Raw genomic sequence first — 17,368 nt, forward strand, 5'->3', positions numbered from 1 at the left:
GTGTGCTCCTTCATTTGTCGGTGATGAACGGTGCTGCGCCGATATGGGCGGAGTCGGTGGCCTGCTGGAGGAGGAACGCGGCCGCGTTGGTCCGCGAGAGGCGGACACCGCCCTTGTCGCCGACCGCGCGGACGTTGATCGCGGTGGTCTTCGGGCCGTTGGTCAGCAGCGGGACGCGGACGATGGTCCACTTCAGCCCGGAGTCGCGGACCGTCTGCCCGATGCGGACGATGGCGTCGTAGGCCACGGGCTGGAACTTCCGGATGCCGGTGACCATGAGCCCGACTTTGAGCTCCCTGCGGTCGGCCGGGTCGGTGATGCTCGGGGTGCCCAGCGCGACGAGGCGTTCGACCTCGTGTTCCCGCATCGCCGCGATGATGCTGCGGTAGCCGGAGACCAGCGGGGGAATCTCCGCCTTGTCGGTGCCCGGGCCCAGCACGCTGAGCACGGCGTCGCTGCCGCGCACCGCCTCGCCGATGGCCAACGCGTCGTCGAGTTGTCCCTGAATCGCCGTGAGCCGCTGGTGGGAGGGCAGTTTCGCGGGCGTACGGGCATAGGCGACGACCTCGTGGCCCTCGGCCAGGGCCTGGTTGATCAGGAGCAGGCCGGTGGGACCGGTACCGCCGAAGACGGTCATGCGCATGGGTTCACCTCTACGGGACCGGGCCACAGGGCAGGGTTCAACTCCGTGACTCCGTCCGAGCAGTGGCCTAGGGCGTCGCAGAACGCGCCTTCCGGAGCGCTGATGAGCGTGAGCGCGGGCGGAGGTGTGGCGTGGGAATCACCGTCGCCGGCCGCGACGAGGGTGTCGCAGTCGGCCGACTCGGTGTGACGGGTGGTGGGTGCGGTCATGCGGACGCTCCCCGTGCCTGCGCGATGGCGGTCGCGTAGCCCTGGACATGGGTGGCGCCGGCAACGGCGTGAGTGCCGTCGAAGACCGCGAACGGCACACCCGTGATGCCGAGCGCCCGGCCCGCCGCCCGTTCGTCGCGGACGGCCTGTGCGTAGGTGTCCCCGGACAGCACCGCGCGGGTCTCCCGCGCCGGAACTCCGGCGTCGGCGGCGACCCGGACCAGTACGTCGTCGTCGAACGGGTCGAGCTCACCGGCGAAGTAGCCGCGCTGCAACGTCGAGAACATCGGTGTGGCCACGCCGTGAGCGCGGGCGAGATGCAGAACCCGGTGGACGTCGAAGGTGTTCGCGGCCGGGCGGTCCACGCTGTACGGCAGGCCCTCGGCGCGGGCCAGTTCGGCCATCCGCGATTCCATCCGGCGGGCCTGCTCCGCCGTACCTCCGTGCTTGGCGACGAACACGTCCGGCACCGATACCGGTGTCGAGGCCATGTCCTGATCCAGCTGGAAGGAACGAAGGACCACCTGTACCTGCCCGGCCGCGGCTGTGGCGATGGCCTGCTCCAGCCGGTGCTTGCCGATGTAGCACCAGGGGCAGCCCAGATCGGTCCACAACTCGATGACCAGAGGGGTGCCGGTGTCCGGTGTCGATGATTCCGGCGCGGTGGACGTGGTCATGGAAGCCTCATTCCTGTGCACGGGTCTTTCCGATCGGGGGGGGGCGGGTCACGGAGACGGCCGGCGATCGCGGGTCCGCCGGGCAGTGCCGTACGGGGATCGCCGACGTCCGGCTGCGCGGGTCTGCGCCGAGAGCGCCCCTTTCAGGCCCTACAGGGCGGCCTGGAAGGCTTCGGCGAGCTTGCGGGCCTGCTCATGGGAGTCCGCCAGGGACGCCTCGTGCAGCGGTATGAGTTCGGACATGTAGGGGACGACCGGGGCGAGGGTGAGCTCGGGGGTCAGGACGCTCACGTCGAGGCCGAGCGCCTGCTGGTGTCCCAGGACGGTTTCCAGGGTGGGGATCACATGGTCCATGCCGTGGTTGGGGGTGCCGGGGCCGTAGCCGCCGCCACGGGCGGATACGACCAGGGCGGGGCGGCCCGCGGCCGGCGGCCCGTCGGGAAGCGCCACCGTGGCACCCACGGTCATGACCTGGTCCAGCCATGCCTTGAACACCGAGGGCATCGAGTAGTTGTACATCGGCACCGTGAACAGATAGGCGCTCGCGCCGAGGAACTCCCCGATCAGCTCTTCCTGGATCGCCCCGGCCGCGGCCTGCTCCGGGGTGCGCGAGGCCTTGTTTGCGCTGCGCGAAGCGATGCCGGCGGCGGTGAGGTGAGGCACCGGTGCGGCTCCGAGGTCACGGTGGACGACCGGGCCCCGCCAGGAATCCCGAAAGGACCGGGCGACCTGCCGGGACACCGAGTCGGCGCCCAGGGAGGAGGAATCGATGTGCAGCAGAGAGGACATGAAGGTGCCTCCGAAACCGAAACTTATCTTTTGTGCGCAGCACCATCATGCGACAGTATGGAGACCTCTACAAAAGGCACATTCATGTCTGTGCCGAAGGAGTATGTGCGTCATGGACACCGCCGGCGTAACGGCCGACACGATGCCGACAGGGCCGTGCGCCCGTATCCCCGCGGGGCAGTCCGCCTTCATCCGCGAGATCCTCGACCGTGTCGGCGACAAGTGGACCCTGCTCGTGATCGCCACTCTGCAACAGGGCGTGCGTCGCTACTCCGATCTGCACCACACCGTGCCGGGGATCTCCCAGCGCATGCTCACCCTTACGCTGCGGCAGCTCGTCCAGGACGGCCTGGTCACCCGAACCGCATACGCCGAAGTCCCCCCACGCGTCGAGTACGGCCTCACCCCCCTCGGGGTCAGCCTCCTCGACATCGTCGGCTCCCTGATCGACTGGGTCTCGACCCATCACGACGAGATCCGTGAGCACCGCGCACACGCCGGCCAGGCGACAACGAAGCCGACACCCACGCACGCGAAAAGCTGACCCTCTCCAGGCCCTGAGCGGTCGGCCCTGCCCGTGCGTCGGGGTGGGCCCCGGCTCCGAGCACGAACGCCTGGATGAGACCGAGCAGCCCCGGCCGCGGTGGCAGTGGCGTGTCGGCCTCCACGGGGTGTCGGAGGTCATCGCCACTGCGCGCGGCCGGGGCTGTCCGCCCGGGTGGGGGTGTCTCGGCTCAGCAGCGGTCGCCGCTGTTCACCGCGCGGTCGCGGGCCACGATCTGGCCGACGGGCGAGCCGTCGTTGTTGGTCACGTTGGCCTTGGCGTCGTAGTAGGCGCCGTGCGACTTGATGTCACGGTAGCCGCGGCCGCGCCAGCTGTTGACGGTCGTCCAGTTCGCGAAGGGAAGCGTGTTCCAGGTGTAGGCCTCGACGTGGAAGACCGGGTTGCTGCGCACCGTGCGCATCTCCGGTCGCTGAACCATCCAGCCCACCCGGCGGGCCGGCACGGTGAGGGTGCTCGTCTTGGACCAGCCCTTCGTGGTCGCGTACGACCAGGTGCGCGTGTACTCGCCACCCGCCTGGACCGACAACACGTCCTTGAGGGGGGTCCACTGGATGCCGACCGAGCCGGTGACGCTGTTGCTCGTGGTGCTGGTCGTGCTTCCGCTCGACGTGATGCCCTGGCTCAGCGAGGATCCCGAGCTGCAGTTGACGATGGTGTCGCTGACGCGCTGCTCGCCGCCGGTCCAGGTCCAGCTGGACGCCTTGGGGTAGGAGCACCAGCCTCTGTAGCGCTCCCAACGACCGCGGATGTCGTTCCAGTTGTTGAGGGACCTGAGTTCGCCGGTGTCGACGTTGATCAGGCCTTCCTGGGTGCCGGTTCGCCCGTTGCACAGGCTCATCAGGAGCTTGTCGGTGTTGAACGGCTCCGCGCCGCGGATGTTGGTCGCCGCGCTGGCCGGCGAGACGGCGGTCATCACCGTGGCGAAGCTCAGCACCGTGGCCAATCCGGCGCGCTTGATCGTGGAACGCGATATCACTGGGGACCTCTTATCGTGTTCAAGGATGACTGTCGCCAACCCGTGGAGATGGGCGTGTGCGGGGCTTCGGGGCGAGGGGCCGCACGGACGGTGACGAACGAACGAGCGGCACCGGTGCCGGGGGCTGAAGCTGACATGTCAGATTGAAGTGCTTGAAGTTCAAAGTGATTTCAGAGCCGCATCACGATCTGCTCAGAGTTCGGCGCCCGGCGGGCCGCCGTCCCCCGGTGAGTGGTGCGACGGGGTGCCGCCACCCATCCCCTCCCGTGCTGTCGGCAGTGCTCAGCCGGGCGGTGTCGACCTCTAGACATCCGATCTATTCACCGGCGACGATGATCGAGTCCTCGACAGGAGTCGATGTGACTGTCACATCCCCGTGAAAGAGCCGATGAATGGGCCGGGAGATCTCACTGTGATCAATGAATCCGAACCGCAGCGACGAAGCCTCCTCAAGTTCGGCGGTGCCCTCGCCTTCACACCTTTGATCACTCAGCTGACCGGAGGCACCCCCGTGGGACAGGCCCTCGCCGCGGAGGCCGAGGCGTCGGCTGCCCTCCCGTGGCCGACTCTTTCGCGCAAGGCGCTCAAGTACCGCCTGCCCGCGGCGGACTGGCAGTCGCAGGCCCTCCCGATCGGCAACGGCCGGCTCGGCGCCATGCTCTTCGCCGGCCCCTACGAGGAGCGCGTCCAGTTCAACGAACAGAGCCTGTGGGGCGGGGTCAACAACTACGACAACGCTCTCGCCGGCAAGCCGGACAGCGACTTCGACACCGGAATGACCGGCTTCGGCTCGTACCGGAACTTCGGAGACGTCGTCGTCACCTTCGCCTCCCGGTCGAGCCCGAAGGTGACGGCTCCGGGGGGACCGTACAGCAGCTCCGCGTCGGAGGGTGTCGACAAGACGTACGACGGTGAATCGAGCACCAAGTGGTGCATAGAGGGGCCCGGTTCGAAGGTGCGGTGGCAGGTCGAGCTGCCCGACCCCGTCGAGGTCGCGTCGTACCGTCTGACGAGCGCCAACGACGTGCCGCAGCGCGACCCGAGGGAGTGGACGTTCTCGGGTTCCGCCGACGGCACCTCCTGGACCACGCTGGACAGCCGCACGCTTGCCGCGCCCTTCGAGAACCGCTTCCAGACCAAGGAGTTCACCAGCGCCGACAGCGCCGCCTACCGCTTCTACCGGTTCGACTTCGTCCCCACGGCCGGCGTCAGCCACTTCCAGGTGAGCGAGATCGGTCTGGCCGGCGTCGACCTCGGCGGGGGCGGTTCGGTGTATCTGTCCTCGCCGAGCGGGCACTCCGGTGGGCAGTCCAAGGGATCCGGCGCGGGGGCCGGGGTGCGGGCCACGGACATCTCGAAGTCGGTGGACGGTGATCCGGCGACGGTCTGGCGGGTCACCGGCGGCGCACCCTCGGTCGTCTGGCAGGCCGAGCTGCCCCGCGCGGTCGTCGTCACCTCGTACGCGCTGACGTCGGCCCCGGACCGGCCACGGGACGACCCCCGTGGCTGGGTACTGGAGGCGTCGCGGGACGGGCGGGCCTGGACGACCCTCGACACCCGGAACCCCGGCGCGCCCTTCGCCGGCCGCGGCGAGAGACGGACCTTCGGGATCACCAACAGCACGGCCTACCGCGTGTACCGGCTCACCCTGACCCCCGGTGCGTCCTCAACAGGCTTCCAGATCGCGGAGGTCGCGCTGGAAGGCAGGGGCTTCGACTCGCGTACGCAGCGGGCGGTCGTCGACTACCAGCGCTCCCTCGACTTCGTGAACGGCGTCCACATCACCCGCTTCGGCGCGCCGGGGCGGCGTGTCGTGCGTGAGGCGTTCGCGAGCCGGTCCGCGGACGTCATGGTCTTCCGGTACACCTCGGACCGTGCCCGGGGGCTCTCCGGGGCGATCGCGCTGACGTCCGGACAGGACGACGCTCCGACGACCGTCGACGCGGGCGCCCGACGGATCGCCTTCGCGGGTGTCATGGGCAACGGCCTCAAACACGCGTGCACGGTCCAAGTCGTGCACACCGACGGCGACTTCGGCGTCGACGGATCGACGCTCCGGTTCAGCGACTGCACGACCCTGACCCTGCTCCTCGACGCCCGCACCGACTACCGGCTCGACGCCGCCGCCGGGTGGCGCGGAGCCGATCCGGAACCGGTCGTCGCCAGAACGCTCGCCAAGGCCGCCCGGCGGTCCTACGACAAGCTGCGCGCCGAGCACATCGCCGGGACGCGGGCCCTCATGGACCGTGTCTCGGTCGCCTGGGGCACCTCCGACGCGGACGTCGTCGCGCTGCCGACCGACGCCCGGCTGGCGCGTTACGCGGCCGGTGGAGCCGACCCCGGCCTCGAACAGTCGATGTTCGACTACGGCCGCTATCTGCTGATCAGTTCCTCCCGCCCGAACGGCCTGCCCGCCAACCTCCAGGGCCTCTGGAACGACAGCAACCAGCCCGCGTGGGCCTCCGACTACCACACCAACATCAACATCCAGATGAACTACTGGGGCGCCGAGACGACGAACCTGTCGGAGTGCCACCAGGCTCTCGTCGGCTTCATCGAGCAGGTGGCGGTACCCAGCCGCGTGGCCACCCGCAACGCCTTCGGCGCCGACACCCGCGGCTGGACCGCCCGCACCAGTCAGAGCGTCTTCGGCGGCAACTCATGGGAGTGGAACACCGTCGCGAGCGCCTGGTACGCCCAACACCTGTACGAACACTGGGCGTTCACCCAGGACCTGGAGTACCTCCGCACCCTCGCGTACCCGATGATCAAGGAGATCTGCGAGTTCTGGGAGGACCATCTCAAGGAGCGCGAGGACGGGCTCCTCGTCGCGCCGAACGGCTGGTCCCCGGAGCACGGGCCGCGCGAGGACGGCGTGATGTACGACCAGCAGATCATCTGGGACCTGTTCCAGAACTACCTCGACTGCGAGGCGGTGCTCGGCACGGACCCCGCCTACCGGGCCGTGGTCGCGGACATGCAGGCGCGCCTGGCGCCGAACAAGATCGGCAGATGGGGTCAGCTGCAGGAGTGGCAGGAGGACATCGACAGCCCCACCGACATCCACCGCCACACCTCGCACCTCTTCGCGGTCTACCCGGGCCGCCAGATCACCCCGGACACCCGTGACTTCGCGGCCGCCGCCCTCGTCTCGCTCAAGGCGCGGTGCGGCGAGAAGGAAGGCGTCCCGTTCACGGCCGCGACGGTCTCGGGCGACAGCCGCCGCTCCTGGACCTGGCCCTGGCGTGCCGCGCTCTTCGCCCGCCTCGGCGACGGGCAGCGCGCCCAGATCATGCTGCGCGGACTGCTGACCTACAACACGCTGCCCAACCTGTTCTGCAACCACCCGCCCTTCCAGATGGACGGCAACTTCGGCATCTCGGGCGCCGTAGCGGAGATGCTGCTGCAGAGCCACGACGGAGTCATCCACCTCCTGCCCGCCCTCCCGGACGACTGGAAGGCCAAGGGCTCCTTCACCGGCCTCCGCGCCCGCGGCGGCTACGAGGTCGACTGCGCATGGCGTGACGGCGAGGTCACGTCGTACCGCATCGTGGCCGACCGGGCGCGGAACCGGAAGCACGTCACCGTGCGGGTGAACGGCGTCGACAAGAAGGTGAGGCCCGTCAAGCCGTGACGGGGTGCCCGGCGCGTGTCACGCCGGACGGCCTCACCCCCGCCCGCGTACGGCGTGTCAGCGCACCGGTTCGTTGTCGCTCCGTAGTGCCGAGAGCATGAAGCGGAAGCGGTCGAGGGAGCGGCGGCGCATCCAGAGGATCCAGCAGCAGAACGCGAACACGCCCACGGCGAGGACGAGCGGGGCGGTCAAGGAGCCGGAGGCCACGCCGAGGGCGAGGGCGCCGACGGAGATCAGGCCCATGACGCCCAGCCAGTACGGCAGCCACCGGGCCCCCCGCTCGATCTGCGCCGACTGCTCGGCGACCAGTCGGCGCATGGCCGCCCGCTCCTCCGGCCCGCTCGGTACCTCGCCGTGCCGGAGCTTGCGGTTGAGCTCGGAGACGCCACGCGCGTCGGTGCCTACGGCACGGCCGATCCTGCGGCGTTGCAGGGCCAGGAAGGTGATGACGACGGCGGAGTAGATCCCGCCCTGAACCACCCACCACACCGGATGCTCGTTCCGGCGGACCAGGGCGGCCACCCCCACCAGCAGCACAGAGATCAGCACCGCCTGGGCGGTGAGACTGTGGTCGAGCCAGCGCTTGAAGGAGCGCACGGCACGTACCTCCTCGGAATCGACGGGATCCGTTGAACCATCGAACTCCCCGAGTACCCCGCCGAGTCGGGCCCACGGCACCGCTTCCGGCCATCGACGGACCGCCCCCCGTACGGCCCGTACGACGCCCGTCTCACGCCTCAGAGCCCCCACGCCTCAGACCCGGCTCATGCCGCACGTCGGCCCCGCCCGCCTCGTCGTGCTGGACGACGGCGAGGCGGGCGGGGCGGGCACGGGCTGGGGTGTCAGGCCGACTGAGGCGCCTTTCTCAGCGGTAGCAGGTGGTGACCCCCGGGCGCCAGGGGCAGGCGAGGGCGGCGAAGCCACCGTTGGTGGTGATGTCTACGGTGAATGTGTCGCCGCCGCGCATCACCCGCCGGTCCTGGACGAGGCCGTCGGCGCCGTCCTGGACCGTCTCGACCAGCCAGCGGCCGGGGGAGAGGGACAGCGGGACCTCCGCCGTGCGGGCCGCGCCCGCGTACACCCCGCCCAGGAACCAGCGGTCGCCGCTGCGGCGCGCGAGCACCGCCTCCTGGCCGGGCTGTCCGGCGAGGAGCCGGGTGTCGTCCCAGGCGGCGGGGACCTGGTCGAAGTAGGCGCGGGCGAGCGGGCGGGCGTCGTACGACTCGGGGGTGCCCGCGAACATCTGCAGGCCCGACTCGTAGGCGACGGTGAGCCCGACCTCGGCCGCGTCGGAGTTGGGGCGCAGTCCGACGCGCTGGAAGGCGCCGGGGGTGAAGTCCATGGAGCCGATGACGTTACGGGTGAACGGCAGGGTGGTGAGGTGGGCGGCGGTGTTGGTGCGCTTCTCCTCGCCCGCCACGCCCTCCAGGGTCATCACATGCGGCCAGGTGCGCTGGATGCCCTTGGGGATCGTGGAGCCGTGGAAGTTGACCAGGAGGTGGTGGGCGGCGGTCTCGGGGAGGATCGCGTCGTACCACTTCAGCGTGGCCTGCGCCTCCGAGTCCATGAAGTCGATCTTGACGCCCTTGACGCCCCAGCGCTCCAGGGTGGGCAGCCACTGGGCGCGTTCCTCGGCCGTGTCGAGGTCGCGCTGATGGATCCAGACGATGATGCCGACGCCCTTCGCCCGCGCGTACTCCACGAGTTCGGGCATCCAGCTGTTGGTCTGCCACTCCGGGTCGGTGGTGTCCCAGGCGTCGGACCTGAAGTACCAGCCCGCGTCGACGGCCTCGTACGGCCAGCCGCGTTCGGCGGCGTAGTCGACGTAGGCCTTCTGCGCGGTGAGGCTCTGACCAGCGGGCCGGCCGCCCGCGAGCCAGGTCCACAGGGCGGTGCCGGGCCGGATCCAGGAACGGTCGCGGACCTTGGAGGTGGGCGCGAGGTCGTCGGTGAAGGTGGAGCGGGTGACGGTGGCGAGGTCGCCGGTGACCATGGCCCGCCAAGGGGTGGCAAGGGGGCCGCCGTCGGCCGTGATCCGCTCGTCGGCGAGCTTGATCCGGTAGGTGCCCGAACCCTGTTCGTGGGTGAGGCGGGCGCCGGAGTAGGCGCCGGTGAGGTCGGACTCGGCGAGCAGGGTGTAGCCGCCGTCGGTCGCGAACAGCGCCTGGTCCGAGTACGCGCCGGTCGGGGCGCTCGCGGCGGTGTACTGGACGAACTGCCCCTCGTTGTCGGCCCGGTAGGTGCCGAGCCATGCCTTCGCGTCCGCCGGGAGGTTGAACGCGGAGGTCTCGCCGAGGACATCACCGTGGCCGGCGGGCAGGACGTACCGGTAGGCGACACCGTCGGCGGAGGCTCGGACGACGAGGTCGAGCCGGGCACCGGCTGCGGTCGCGAACGACAGCCGGCTCTCGTTCATCCGCACCCGGCGGTCCAGCCGCTTGCCCGCCTTCGTCCGGTACCGCTCGTCGATCGTCCTGTCCTTGCGGTGCAGGAAGCGCAACCCCTGCGACAGATCGGCCTGTTCGGTGACGATGCCGACGGGCGACGGCTCGACGACCGTACGGCCGCCGCGGGACACCGCGAGGCTCAGGGCGCCGGTGGTGGAGTCCAGGGACACCCGGGCGCGCGGCGCGTGTGCCGAGGCGGACACCGCCCAGGCGCGGTCGTGCGGTTCGGCCCGTGCGGGCACGGTCGTGAGCAGTGCGGCCACCAGCCCGGCGCAGAGCCCGGCGACCGCGGTCCTGATCGGGACAGCCATCGGAACAGCCATGGGAACAGCCATGGGAACCTTCCTGTGGTGCGTGCGGACGTGCGGTGTTGACGAGGGCGGTCGACGAGGGGGGTTACGGCATCCCCAGGCCGCGCCCGGGGGTTACGGCAGTCCCCAGGCCGCGCCCGGTTCGCTGACGGTGACGGGTGCGATGACGAGGTCGGGCCGGGCGCCCGAGTGGACGAGCACCTCGCGGCCCTCGGGCAGATCGATGGCGAGGGTGCCGTCGCCCAGGTCCTGGGTCCGGGCCGGGGTGCCGTCGTCGAGGAGCACCGTGAGACGGCCGCCCAGCCCGTGCCGCAGCTTCAGCGGCTCGCCCGCCAGGCTCCTGACCCGGATGAACCGGGTCGCCCCGCCCTTCCGGACGGCGCTGACCAGGAAGGCGCCCTGGGTACGGAAGTCGTGCAGTGTGACGTCCGCCCAGGCGGACGGGACGGCGGGGAAGACACGGATCACTCCGCCCCAGCTCTGGCAGAACATGTCGTGCAGCGACTGCGAGGCGGACAGCGGTGTCTCGATCACCGGACCGGCCTCGGTGTAGTGGGTGTTGGCCTGGCACGGATAGCGGGTGCTGGGGTCGAAGAACCTCCGCAGATAGGTGATCGCCGTGTCACCGTCCCCGGTCATCGCGTACATCGAGGCGGCGCCCGTGTAGCTGTACCCCCGGTGCGCGCTCGGCAGCGCGTGCCAGCGGACCACCGACTTGGTGATCAGGTCGCGGTTCTCCGGCTGCTCCCAGTTGACGAGATACAGCGGATAGATCATCAGCAGATGCGAGTAGTGCCGGTGGGACTGCGCGTACGGGGTGTCGGCGCCGATCATGTAGCCGGTGTCGTCGACCGGGTACGGGGTGAGCCGGGTCAGCACCTCCTGCCAGCGCGGGATCAACTCGTCGTCGACACCGAGCAGTTCGGCGGACTCGATGAGCGTCTGGCAGCCCCAGCGGATGAGGGCCAGGTCGTAGTTGGTGTCCTGCGGTGGTACGACCGGGTACTCGGGGGAGAGCGTGCTCGGCAGATGCAGCTTGCCGTCGCTGCCCGGCGTGAGGAAGTGCAGGTAGTAGGTGATCGCCCGGCGCAGGATCGGGAAGACCGTGTCGCGCAGCAGGGCTTTGTCCATGGAGTGTCGGTAGGTCAGCCATACGTTGTGCAGCGCCCAGGTGAGGTTGCCGACCTCGGTGCCCTGGCCAGGCCGGCCCACGCCCCGGTTGGCGAACATGTCGGAGCTGCGCCCGACGCCGGAGCTGTCCGCGCGGTAGGCGGAGGGCACATTGGCGATCAGCTGTTCCTGGTTCTGGCGCACGGTGGTGGCCAGCGAGTCGAGTTCCAGGTGGTTGGAGCCGTGGACGAGCCAGTACTCCAGCTGGATGTTGAGGTTCCACCAGACCGCGGGCCATGGGGTCGGCTCCAGCCAGGGGCCACAGGTGGCCATGACGGGGCCGCCCGCGCGGCTGGCGGAGGCGACCTTGTAGAGCTGGATCCAGTGGAAGCTCTGCAGCCGCTCGTCGGGGAACGACACGAAGCTCTTCGGGTAGAAGGCGTGCCACCAGCGCCGGTGCCGCCGGCGGAGCGCGGCGTACGACCGGGCGCGCCGCAGGTGCCGCAGCGAGTCGGCCCCGGCGGCGGTCGTGGAGGGGGCGCTGTGGCCGACGCTGAGCAGCAGTTCGTCGCCGTCGCGGCGGTAGGCGGTGGCGGTCTGGCCGGTGAGCAGGGGCTGCAGGACCTGTTCGGTGCCGTCGTCCGTGGTCCGGGTGGTCCAGGGCGGGTTGGGGGTGTACCCGGCGGGCGGGGCCTCGCTGATCTTCCGGGGGCTGATGGCCTCCTCGGGGTGGAAGGTCCAGACGACGCGCTCGCCGCCCTCGGCCGTCACCCGCGCGGCCAGGACCTCGTCGTGGATGAGGGCGGAGAGGGTGAGGGTGCCGGCGGTGGTGGTGACGGTGCCGGTGAGTTCGGCGTTCCACAGGCTCAGCCGCCAGTCGACGGCGGTGATGGTGCCGACCGGGTCGAGAGTGAGGTGGCCGACCGGCAGCCGGCAGGTGCCCCAGCCGCTGCCGAACTCGGGCCGGTGGTCCTGGACACGGCCGTGCTGGACGGTGAAACGGATCCGGTTGGCGCCCGGCTCCTGGTAGACCATGCTGCCGAGCAGCCCGTCGCCGAGGAACGGACCCTCGTACCAGCGGGTGGGCAGTCTGCTCCAGCGGAGGTCCTGGTCACGCAGGAACCGGTCCCAGGAGCGGTCGGTGGTCATCGTGTCGCGGAGTCTCCAGGGGCGTCTGCCGCCCGTGGCCACCGCGTCGGTCTCGGCGGACGGTGCCGCCGCCGGTAAGGACTGTCCGGCGTGGGCCGTCGCGGGCAGGGCGGCCACCGCCGCTCCGCCCAGCGCGGTACCGAGCACGGCACGGCGGGGCAAGGGTGAGGGCAGGGGTGAGCGCCTCCCCGACTGCGAGGTCATCATCGTCCTCCAGGCCTGAGGGCCGTCGATACGGCGGTTCTTCATGCGGCGGGTCATCTATACGGCGGTCATCGATACGGCGGGTCATCGATACATCGGGTGTCTCGGCGAACCTAGGCAGGGTTCGTGTACCTGTCAATGGTCTGAGGGGTGGCGAGATTCGGCTCAATCTGGGCTGAAATTAGGCTACTGGGGAGTGGAATTGGCCTCCATGCTCACTTGGGCAACATGGTCCAGACGTTTAACCCGGACGTTAACCCCTCCGATGTATCCGCACCGGAAAGGACCCATGATGAAGAGGCGAACCGTCCTACGGGCGGGAGCCGGCCTGCTGGCCGGCGGTGCCGCGCTGACCCTGCCGCAGTCCCCGCTCACCGGCGCCGCGACGGCGGCCCCGGCGGCACCTGCCGCCGATCCGACCGACGGCTGGACGCGCACCTCGTTCACCTACAGCTGGCAGAAGCCCTGGAACCTCGACCTGAGCGAGCGCCACAGCCACAGCGGCGGCGTCCACCGCATGTGGGTGTACTCCACCGACGAGCCGTTCGAGCAGGGCAACACCACCGACCCGCGCACCGAGATGCGCTGGAAGAACGACTACACGACCGGTGACCGCATGTGGGACGCCGACGTCTACCTCCCGGCCGGTACCGACCGCGCGTCCTTCGTCCAGATCCTGCGCACCCGCCGCCCCTCGGGCACCCCGGCCACGGACATCATGCTCAACGCCCACAACACGGGCGGCGGGACCGTGCGCCGCTACGACGGCACGGTCCTCAAGACCAACGCCTACGACACCTGGTTCAACGTGAAGATCGCCCACCAGGCGAGCGGCGGGACCGGCACCATCAAGGTCTACCTCGACGACTCCCTCGTCCTCACCGTCGACGACCGGGGCCCCGCCACCCGCTACTTCAAGAACGGCGTCTACAACCACGGCTCCGGCCGCGCCGAGGCCCGCTTCCGGAACATCGCCTACTGGACGCGCTGACCGCGCCCGCCGCCGGACCACGAGGGCCACGGGACAGGAACCCGGGCACAGGCGCGCAGGTCACCGCCCAGTAGAGTGCGCCTCTGTCGTCCCCGAGAACCGCCCCCGAACCGCCGAGGTATCGCGCAGTGACCCCCGCACGACCAGGACCGCCGTACGCCGTCACCGTCGTCGGGCTCGGCGCCGACGGCTGGCGAGGCGTCCCCGACGCCTCCCGGGCGGTCCTGCGTGACGCCGAGGTCCTGATCGGGGGCCCACGACAGCTCGACCTGCTGCCCCCGGAGTGCGCGGGCGAGCGGATCGCCTGGCCCTCGCCCCTGCGCCCCGCCGTCCCCGCCCTCCTCGCCGAGCACGCCGGCCGCCGGATCGCCGTCCTGGCCAGCGGCGACCCCATGTTCTACGGCATCGGCCGCGCTCTCGCCGAGGAGGTGGGCGACCGGCTGCGCGTCCTGCCGCACCCCTCCTCCGTCTCCTACGCCGCCGCCCGCCTCGGCTGGCCGCTGGAGGACACCGAGGTCGTCACCCTCGTCGGCAGGCCCGCCGCCCGCTTGGCCGCCGCCCTCCACGACGGCCGCCGGCTCCTCGTGCTCAGCGCGGACGCCGGTACGCCCGCCGAGGTCGCCGCCCTGCTGCGGGACCGGGGCTTCGGACCGAGCCGGCTGCGCGTCCTGGAACAGCTCGGCGGGGAGAGGGAACGGACGGGCGACGCCGTCACCGCCGACGACTGGGCGGCGCTCACACCCCCGCCCGGCGACCCCCTCAACATCGTCGCCGTCGAGTGCCGACGAGCCCCCGACGCCCTGCGGCTCGGCGCCGTACCCGGCCTGCCGGACGAGGCGTACGAGCACGACGGGCAGCTCACCAAGCGGTACGTCCGCGCCGCCACCCTGGCCGCGCTCGCCCCGGCACCCGGCGAGCTGCTGTGGGACATCGGCGGCGGCTCGGGCTCCATCGCGATCGAGTGGATGCGCACGCACCCCTCCTGCCGGGCGGTCACCGTCGAACGCGACCCCGTGCGGGCCGCACGCATCACCCGCAACGCCGAGCGGCTCGGCGTCCCCGGCCTACGGGTCGTCACGGGAGCCGCGCCCGCCGTGCTGGCCGAACTCGCCGGAGCCGCCGAAGCCGCTGAAGTCGCTGAACTTCCGCCGCCGGACGCCGTGTTCATCGGCGGCGGGCTCACCGTGCCGGGCCTGCTCGAAGCCTGCTGGTCGGCGCTGCCCGTGGGAGGACGACTGGTCGCCAACACCGTGACGCTGGAGTCCGAGGCGGTGCTCGCCGACGCCCACCGCCGCCACGGCGGCGAGCTCGTACGGCTCGCTGTGGCGCACGCCGTGCCCGTGGGCGGCTTCACCGGGTGGCGGCAGGCGATGCCGGTGATCCAGTGGGCCGTACGGAAATCCCTTGAACCCCTCGAACCCTTCGACACCGTTGACACCGTTGACGCCACTTCGGGAGCAGACAGATGACCGTGTACTTCATCGGCGCCGGACCCGGTGCCGCCGACCTGATCACGGTCCGTGGCGCCCGTACGCTCGCCGCCTGCCAGGTCTGTCTGTACGCCGGCAGCCTCGTCCCGCGCGAACTGCTCGCCGAATGCCCGCCGGACGCGCGGCTCGTGGACACCGCCCAGCTCGATCTGGACCAGATCACCGCCGAGTTGGTGCGCGCGCACGAGGAGGGCCATGACGTGGCCCGGCTGCACTCCGGGGATCCGTCCGTGTTCAGCGCGGTCGCCGAGCAGATGCGGCGGCTGGACGCGGCCGGGGTGCCGTACGAGGTGGTGCCGGGTGTGCCCGCGTTCGCGGCGGCGGCGGCCGCGCTGAAGCGGGAGCTGACCGTGCCGACGGTCGGGCAGACCGTCATCCTCACGCGGATCGCGCAGCGGGCGACGGCGATGCCGGAGGGGGAGGATCTGGCCACGCTCGGGCGTAGCGGTGCGCTGATCGTGCTGCACCTCGCCGCGCGGTATGTGGACCGGGTCGTGGAGGAGTTGCTGCCGCATTACGGTGCGGACTGTCCCGTCGCGGTCGTCGCGTATGCCTCGCGGCCGGACGAGGTGATCCTGCGGGGTACGTTGGACGACATCGCCGGGCAGGTGAAGGGTGCGGGTGTGCTGCGCACGGCTGTGATCATGGTTGGTCGAACGCTGGGGGCGCGGCAGTTCCGGGACAGCCACCTGTACTCGCCGGAACGGGATCGGCATAGCTGCTGAGTGGCTGGGTGGGTGCGTTGTCGGGTGCGGGTCCGGTGGGGGCTGGTCGCGCAGTTCCCCGCGCCCCTAAGAGATTCAGGCCCCTGCGGGCCTGAAAGGCACGGGGCGCAGCCCCGGCTTTTCAGGGGCGCGGGGAACTGCGCGAGAAGCCCCACCGGAGCCGCGGTCGCCAACGTACCCAAGGCACCCGAGCTCGAAGGCGCCCCCAGTCAGCGAACCCCGCTGCGCCCCACGACCGTGCCCGCGCGGTCGATGCAGATGACGTCGACCGCGACGGGCGCGCCCCGCAGCACGGCCAGGGCCTCGTCGCGGGCCCTCTCGGCCACCAGGTCACCGAGCGGCACCCCGGCCGCCGCGCACAGCTGGAGCGCGGCGAGCCCGGTGTTGGCGCCCGCCACCTCGGCGGCCAGCGCCTCGTCCGCGCCGCCGCGCCGGGCCAGGTCGGCGAGGAAGCCCTTGTCGACCTGGGAGCGGGCGGAGTGCAGATCGAGATGGCCGGCGGCGAGCTTGGAGAGCTTGGCGAAGCCGCCGCAGATGGTCAGCCGGTCGACGGGATGCCGGCGCACGTACTTGAGCACGGCCCCCGCGAAGTCGCCCATGTCGAGCAGCGCGTCCTCGGGCAGGTCGTACTCGGCGACGACCGTCCTCTCCGACGTCGACCCCGTGCAGCCGGCGACATGCGTACGCCCGGCCGCCCGCGCCACGTCCACGCCCCGCCGGATGGAGTCGATCCACGCCGAGCAGGAGTACGGGACGACGATCCCGGTGGTGCCGAGGATGGACAGACCGCCGAGGATGCCGAGGCGGGGGTTCCAGGTGGAGCGGGCGATCTCCTCGCCGTGGTCCACGGAGAGGGTGATCTCGACGTCGCCGGTGCCGCCGTGCCGGGCGGCGACCTCGGCGACGTGGTCCCGCATCATCTGCCGGGGGACCGGGTTCACGGCCGGCTCGCCGACGGGCAGGGGCAGGCCCGGGCGGGTGATCGTCCCGACGCCGGGACCGGCCCGGAACACCACCCCGGCCCCGGCGGGCAGCCGCCGCACGGTGGCCCGGACCAGCGCGCCGTGCGTGACGTCCGGGTCGTCGCCCGCGTCCTTCACGATCCCCGCCATCGCGCTGTCCTCGGTCAGCTTCTCGACCGCGAGCGCGAAGGACGGGGTCTGCCCCTTCGGCAGGGTGATGGTCACCGGGTCGGGAAACTCGCCGGTCAGCAGCGCGGTGTACGCGGCCGTCGTGGCGGCGGTCGCACAGGCACCGGTGGTCCAGCCGTGCCGCAGCCCGGTGTGCTTGAGTTGGGCCGCGCGACCACCCTTGGCCTCGCCGGCACCCTTCACCGCACCGCCGTCCTTCACCGCACCGTCGTCTTTCGCCCCGCCCCCGTCCTTCGCCCCACCGAAGCCCCTCGGCTCACCGCCGTCTTTCGCCGTACCGCTCATGAACGGACCCGT

Annotated in this window: 14 protein-coding genes; 5 read left to right on the forward strand and 9 right to left on the reverse strand. The window is 71.0% G+C overall.

Annotation, left to right across the window (positions count from 1 at the left end; translation table 11 throughout):
• Positions 1-10: 10 nt before the first annotated feature.
• The 4 genes from ABT147_RS25735 to ABT147_RS25750 all read right to left on the reverse strand — a co-directional run bounded on the left by ABT147_RS25735 (position 11) and on the right by ABT147_RS25750 (position 2,318).
• The gene (locus tag ABT147_RS25735) at positions 11-643 is read right to left on the reverse strand and encodes an NAD(P)-dependent oxidoreductase (protein WP_351410139.1); all 633 of its coding nucleotides are present in this window, start codon (positions 641-643) and stop codon (positions 11-13) included.
• Complete coding sequence (locus ABT147_RS25740) at positions 634-852, reverse strand: hypothetical protein (RefSeq protein ID WP_351410142.1); 219 nt, start codon at positions 850-852, stop codon at positions 634-636. Before ABT147_RS25740 ends, ABT147_RS25735 begins: the two co-directional genes overlap by 10 nt.
• Entirely contained in the window at positions 849-1,529 is a 681-nt protein-coding gene (locus ABT147_RS25745; RefSeq protein ID WP_351410143.1) for a DsbA family oxidoreductase, read from the reverse strand. Before ABT147_RS25745 ends, ABT147_RS25740 begins: the two co-directional genes overlap by 4 nt.
• Before the next feature lie 150 nt (positions 1,530-1,679).
• Positions 1,680-2,318: an FMN-dependent NADH-azoreductase gene (locus tag ABT147_RS25750; RefSeq protein WP_351410145.1), complete on the reverse strand. Its 639-nt coding sequence runs from the start codon at positions 2,316-2,318 to the stop codon at positions 1,680-1,682.
• A 112-nt stretch (positions 2,319-2,430) separates the two neighbouring features.
• Here ABT147_RS25750 and ABT147_RS25755 point away from each other — a divergent pair, with 112 nt between their 5' ends.
• The gene (locus ABT147_RS25755; protein WP_351410148.1) at positions 2,431-2,862 is read left to right on the forward strand and encodes a winged helix-turn-helix transcriptional regulator; all 432 of its coding nucleotides are present in this window, start codon (positions 2,431-2,433) and stop codon (positions 2,860-2,862) included.
• A gap of 190 nt (positions 2,863-3,052) precedes the next feature.
• Here ABT147_RS25755 and ABT147_RS25760 read toward each other — a convergent pair whose 3' ends face one another.
• Positions 3,053-3,826, reverse strand: coding sequence for a hypothetical protein (locus tag ABT147_RS25760; protein ID WP_351410150.1), 774 nt, complete (start codon positions 3,824-3,826; stop codon positions 3,053-3,055).
• Positions 3,827-4,271: 445 nt separating this feature from the next.
• Here ABT147_RS25760 and ABT147_RS25765 point away from each other — a divergent pair, with 445 nt between their 5' ends.
• Complete coding sequence (locus ABT147_RS25765) at positions 4,272-7,493, forward strand: glycosyl hydrolase family 95 catalytic domain-containing protein (protein WP_351410152.1); 3,222 nt, start codon at positions 4,272-4,274, stop codon at positions 7,491-7,493.
• Positions 7,494-7,550: 57 nt separating this feature from the next.
• Here the strand turns inward: ABT147_RS25765 and ABT147_RS25770 are convergent, their stop codons facing one another.
• From ABT147_RS25770 to ABT147_RS25780, 3 genes are all read right to left on the reverse strand, one after another.
• The gene (locus ABT147_RS25770) at positions 7,551-8,090 is read right to left on the reverse strand and encodes a hypothetical protein (RefSeq protein WP_351410155.1); all 540 of its coding nucleotides are present in this window, start codon (positions 8,088-8,090) and stop codon (positions 7,551-7,553) included.
• A gap of 268 nt (positions 8,091-8,358) precedes the next feature.
• Positions 8,359-10,251: a glycoside hydrolase family 97 protein gene (locus ABT147_RS25775; protein ID WP_351410158.1), complete on the reverse strand. Its 1,893-nt coding sequence runs from the start codon at positions 10,249-10,251 to the stop codon at positions 8,359-8,361.
• Between the two features lie 114 nt (positions 10,252-10,365).
• Entirely contained in the window at positions 10,366-12,714 is a 2,349-nt protein-coding gene (locus tag ABT147_RS25780; RefSeq protein ID WP_351410242.1) for a glycosyl hydrolase family 95 catalytic domain-containing protein, read from the reverse strand.
• 292 nt (positions 12,715-13,006) lie between these two features.
• Here ABT147_RS25780 and ABT147_RS25785 point away from each other — a divergent pair, with 292 nt between their 5' ends.
• The 3 genes from ABT147_RS25785 to cobM all read left to right on the forward strand — a co-directional run bounded on the left by ABT147_RS25785 (position 13,007) and on the right by cobM (position 15,920).
• Positions 13,007-13,705: a polysaccharide lyase family 7 protein gene (locus ABT147_RS25785; RefSeq protein WP_351410244.1), complete on the forward strand. Its 699-nt coding sequence runs from the start codon at positions 13,007-13,009 to the stop codon at positions 13,703-13,705.
• A 128-nt stretch (positions 13,706-13,833) separates the two neighbouring features.
• Entirely contained in the window at positions 13,834-15,174 is a 1,341-nt protein-coding gene (cbiE, locus tag ABT147_RS25790; RefSeq protein WP_351410160.1) for a precorrin-6y C5,15-methyltransferase (decarboxylating) subunit CbiE, read from the forward strand.
• Positions 15,171-15,920: a precorrin-4 C(11)-methyltransferase gene (gene cobM / locus ABT147_RS25795; RefSeq protein ID WP_351410162.1), complete on the forward strand. Its 750-nt coding sequence runs from the start codon at positions 15,171-15,173 to the stop codon at positions 15,918-15,920. Before cbiE ends, cobM begins: the two co-directional genes overlap by 4 nt.
• 209 nt (positions 15,921-16,129) lie before the next feature.
• On the opposite strand, the gene ABT147_RS25800 is transcribed toward cobM, so the two are convergent.
• A complete protein-coding gene (locus tag ABT147_RS25800; protein ID WP_502983156.1) occupies positions 16,130-17,356 on the reverse strand; it encodes a cobalt-precorrin-5B (C(1))-methyltransferase in 1,227 nt (408 codons plus the stop codon).
• Between the last annotated feature and the right edge of the window lie 12 nt (positions 17,357-17,368).

Origin of the sequence: Streptomyces sp. NPDC001868 (assembly GCF_040297125.1) — a bacterium.
GTDB lineage: Bacteria > Actinomycetota > Actinomycetes > Streptomycetales > Streptomycetaceae > Streptomyces.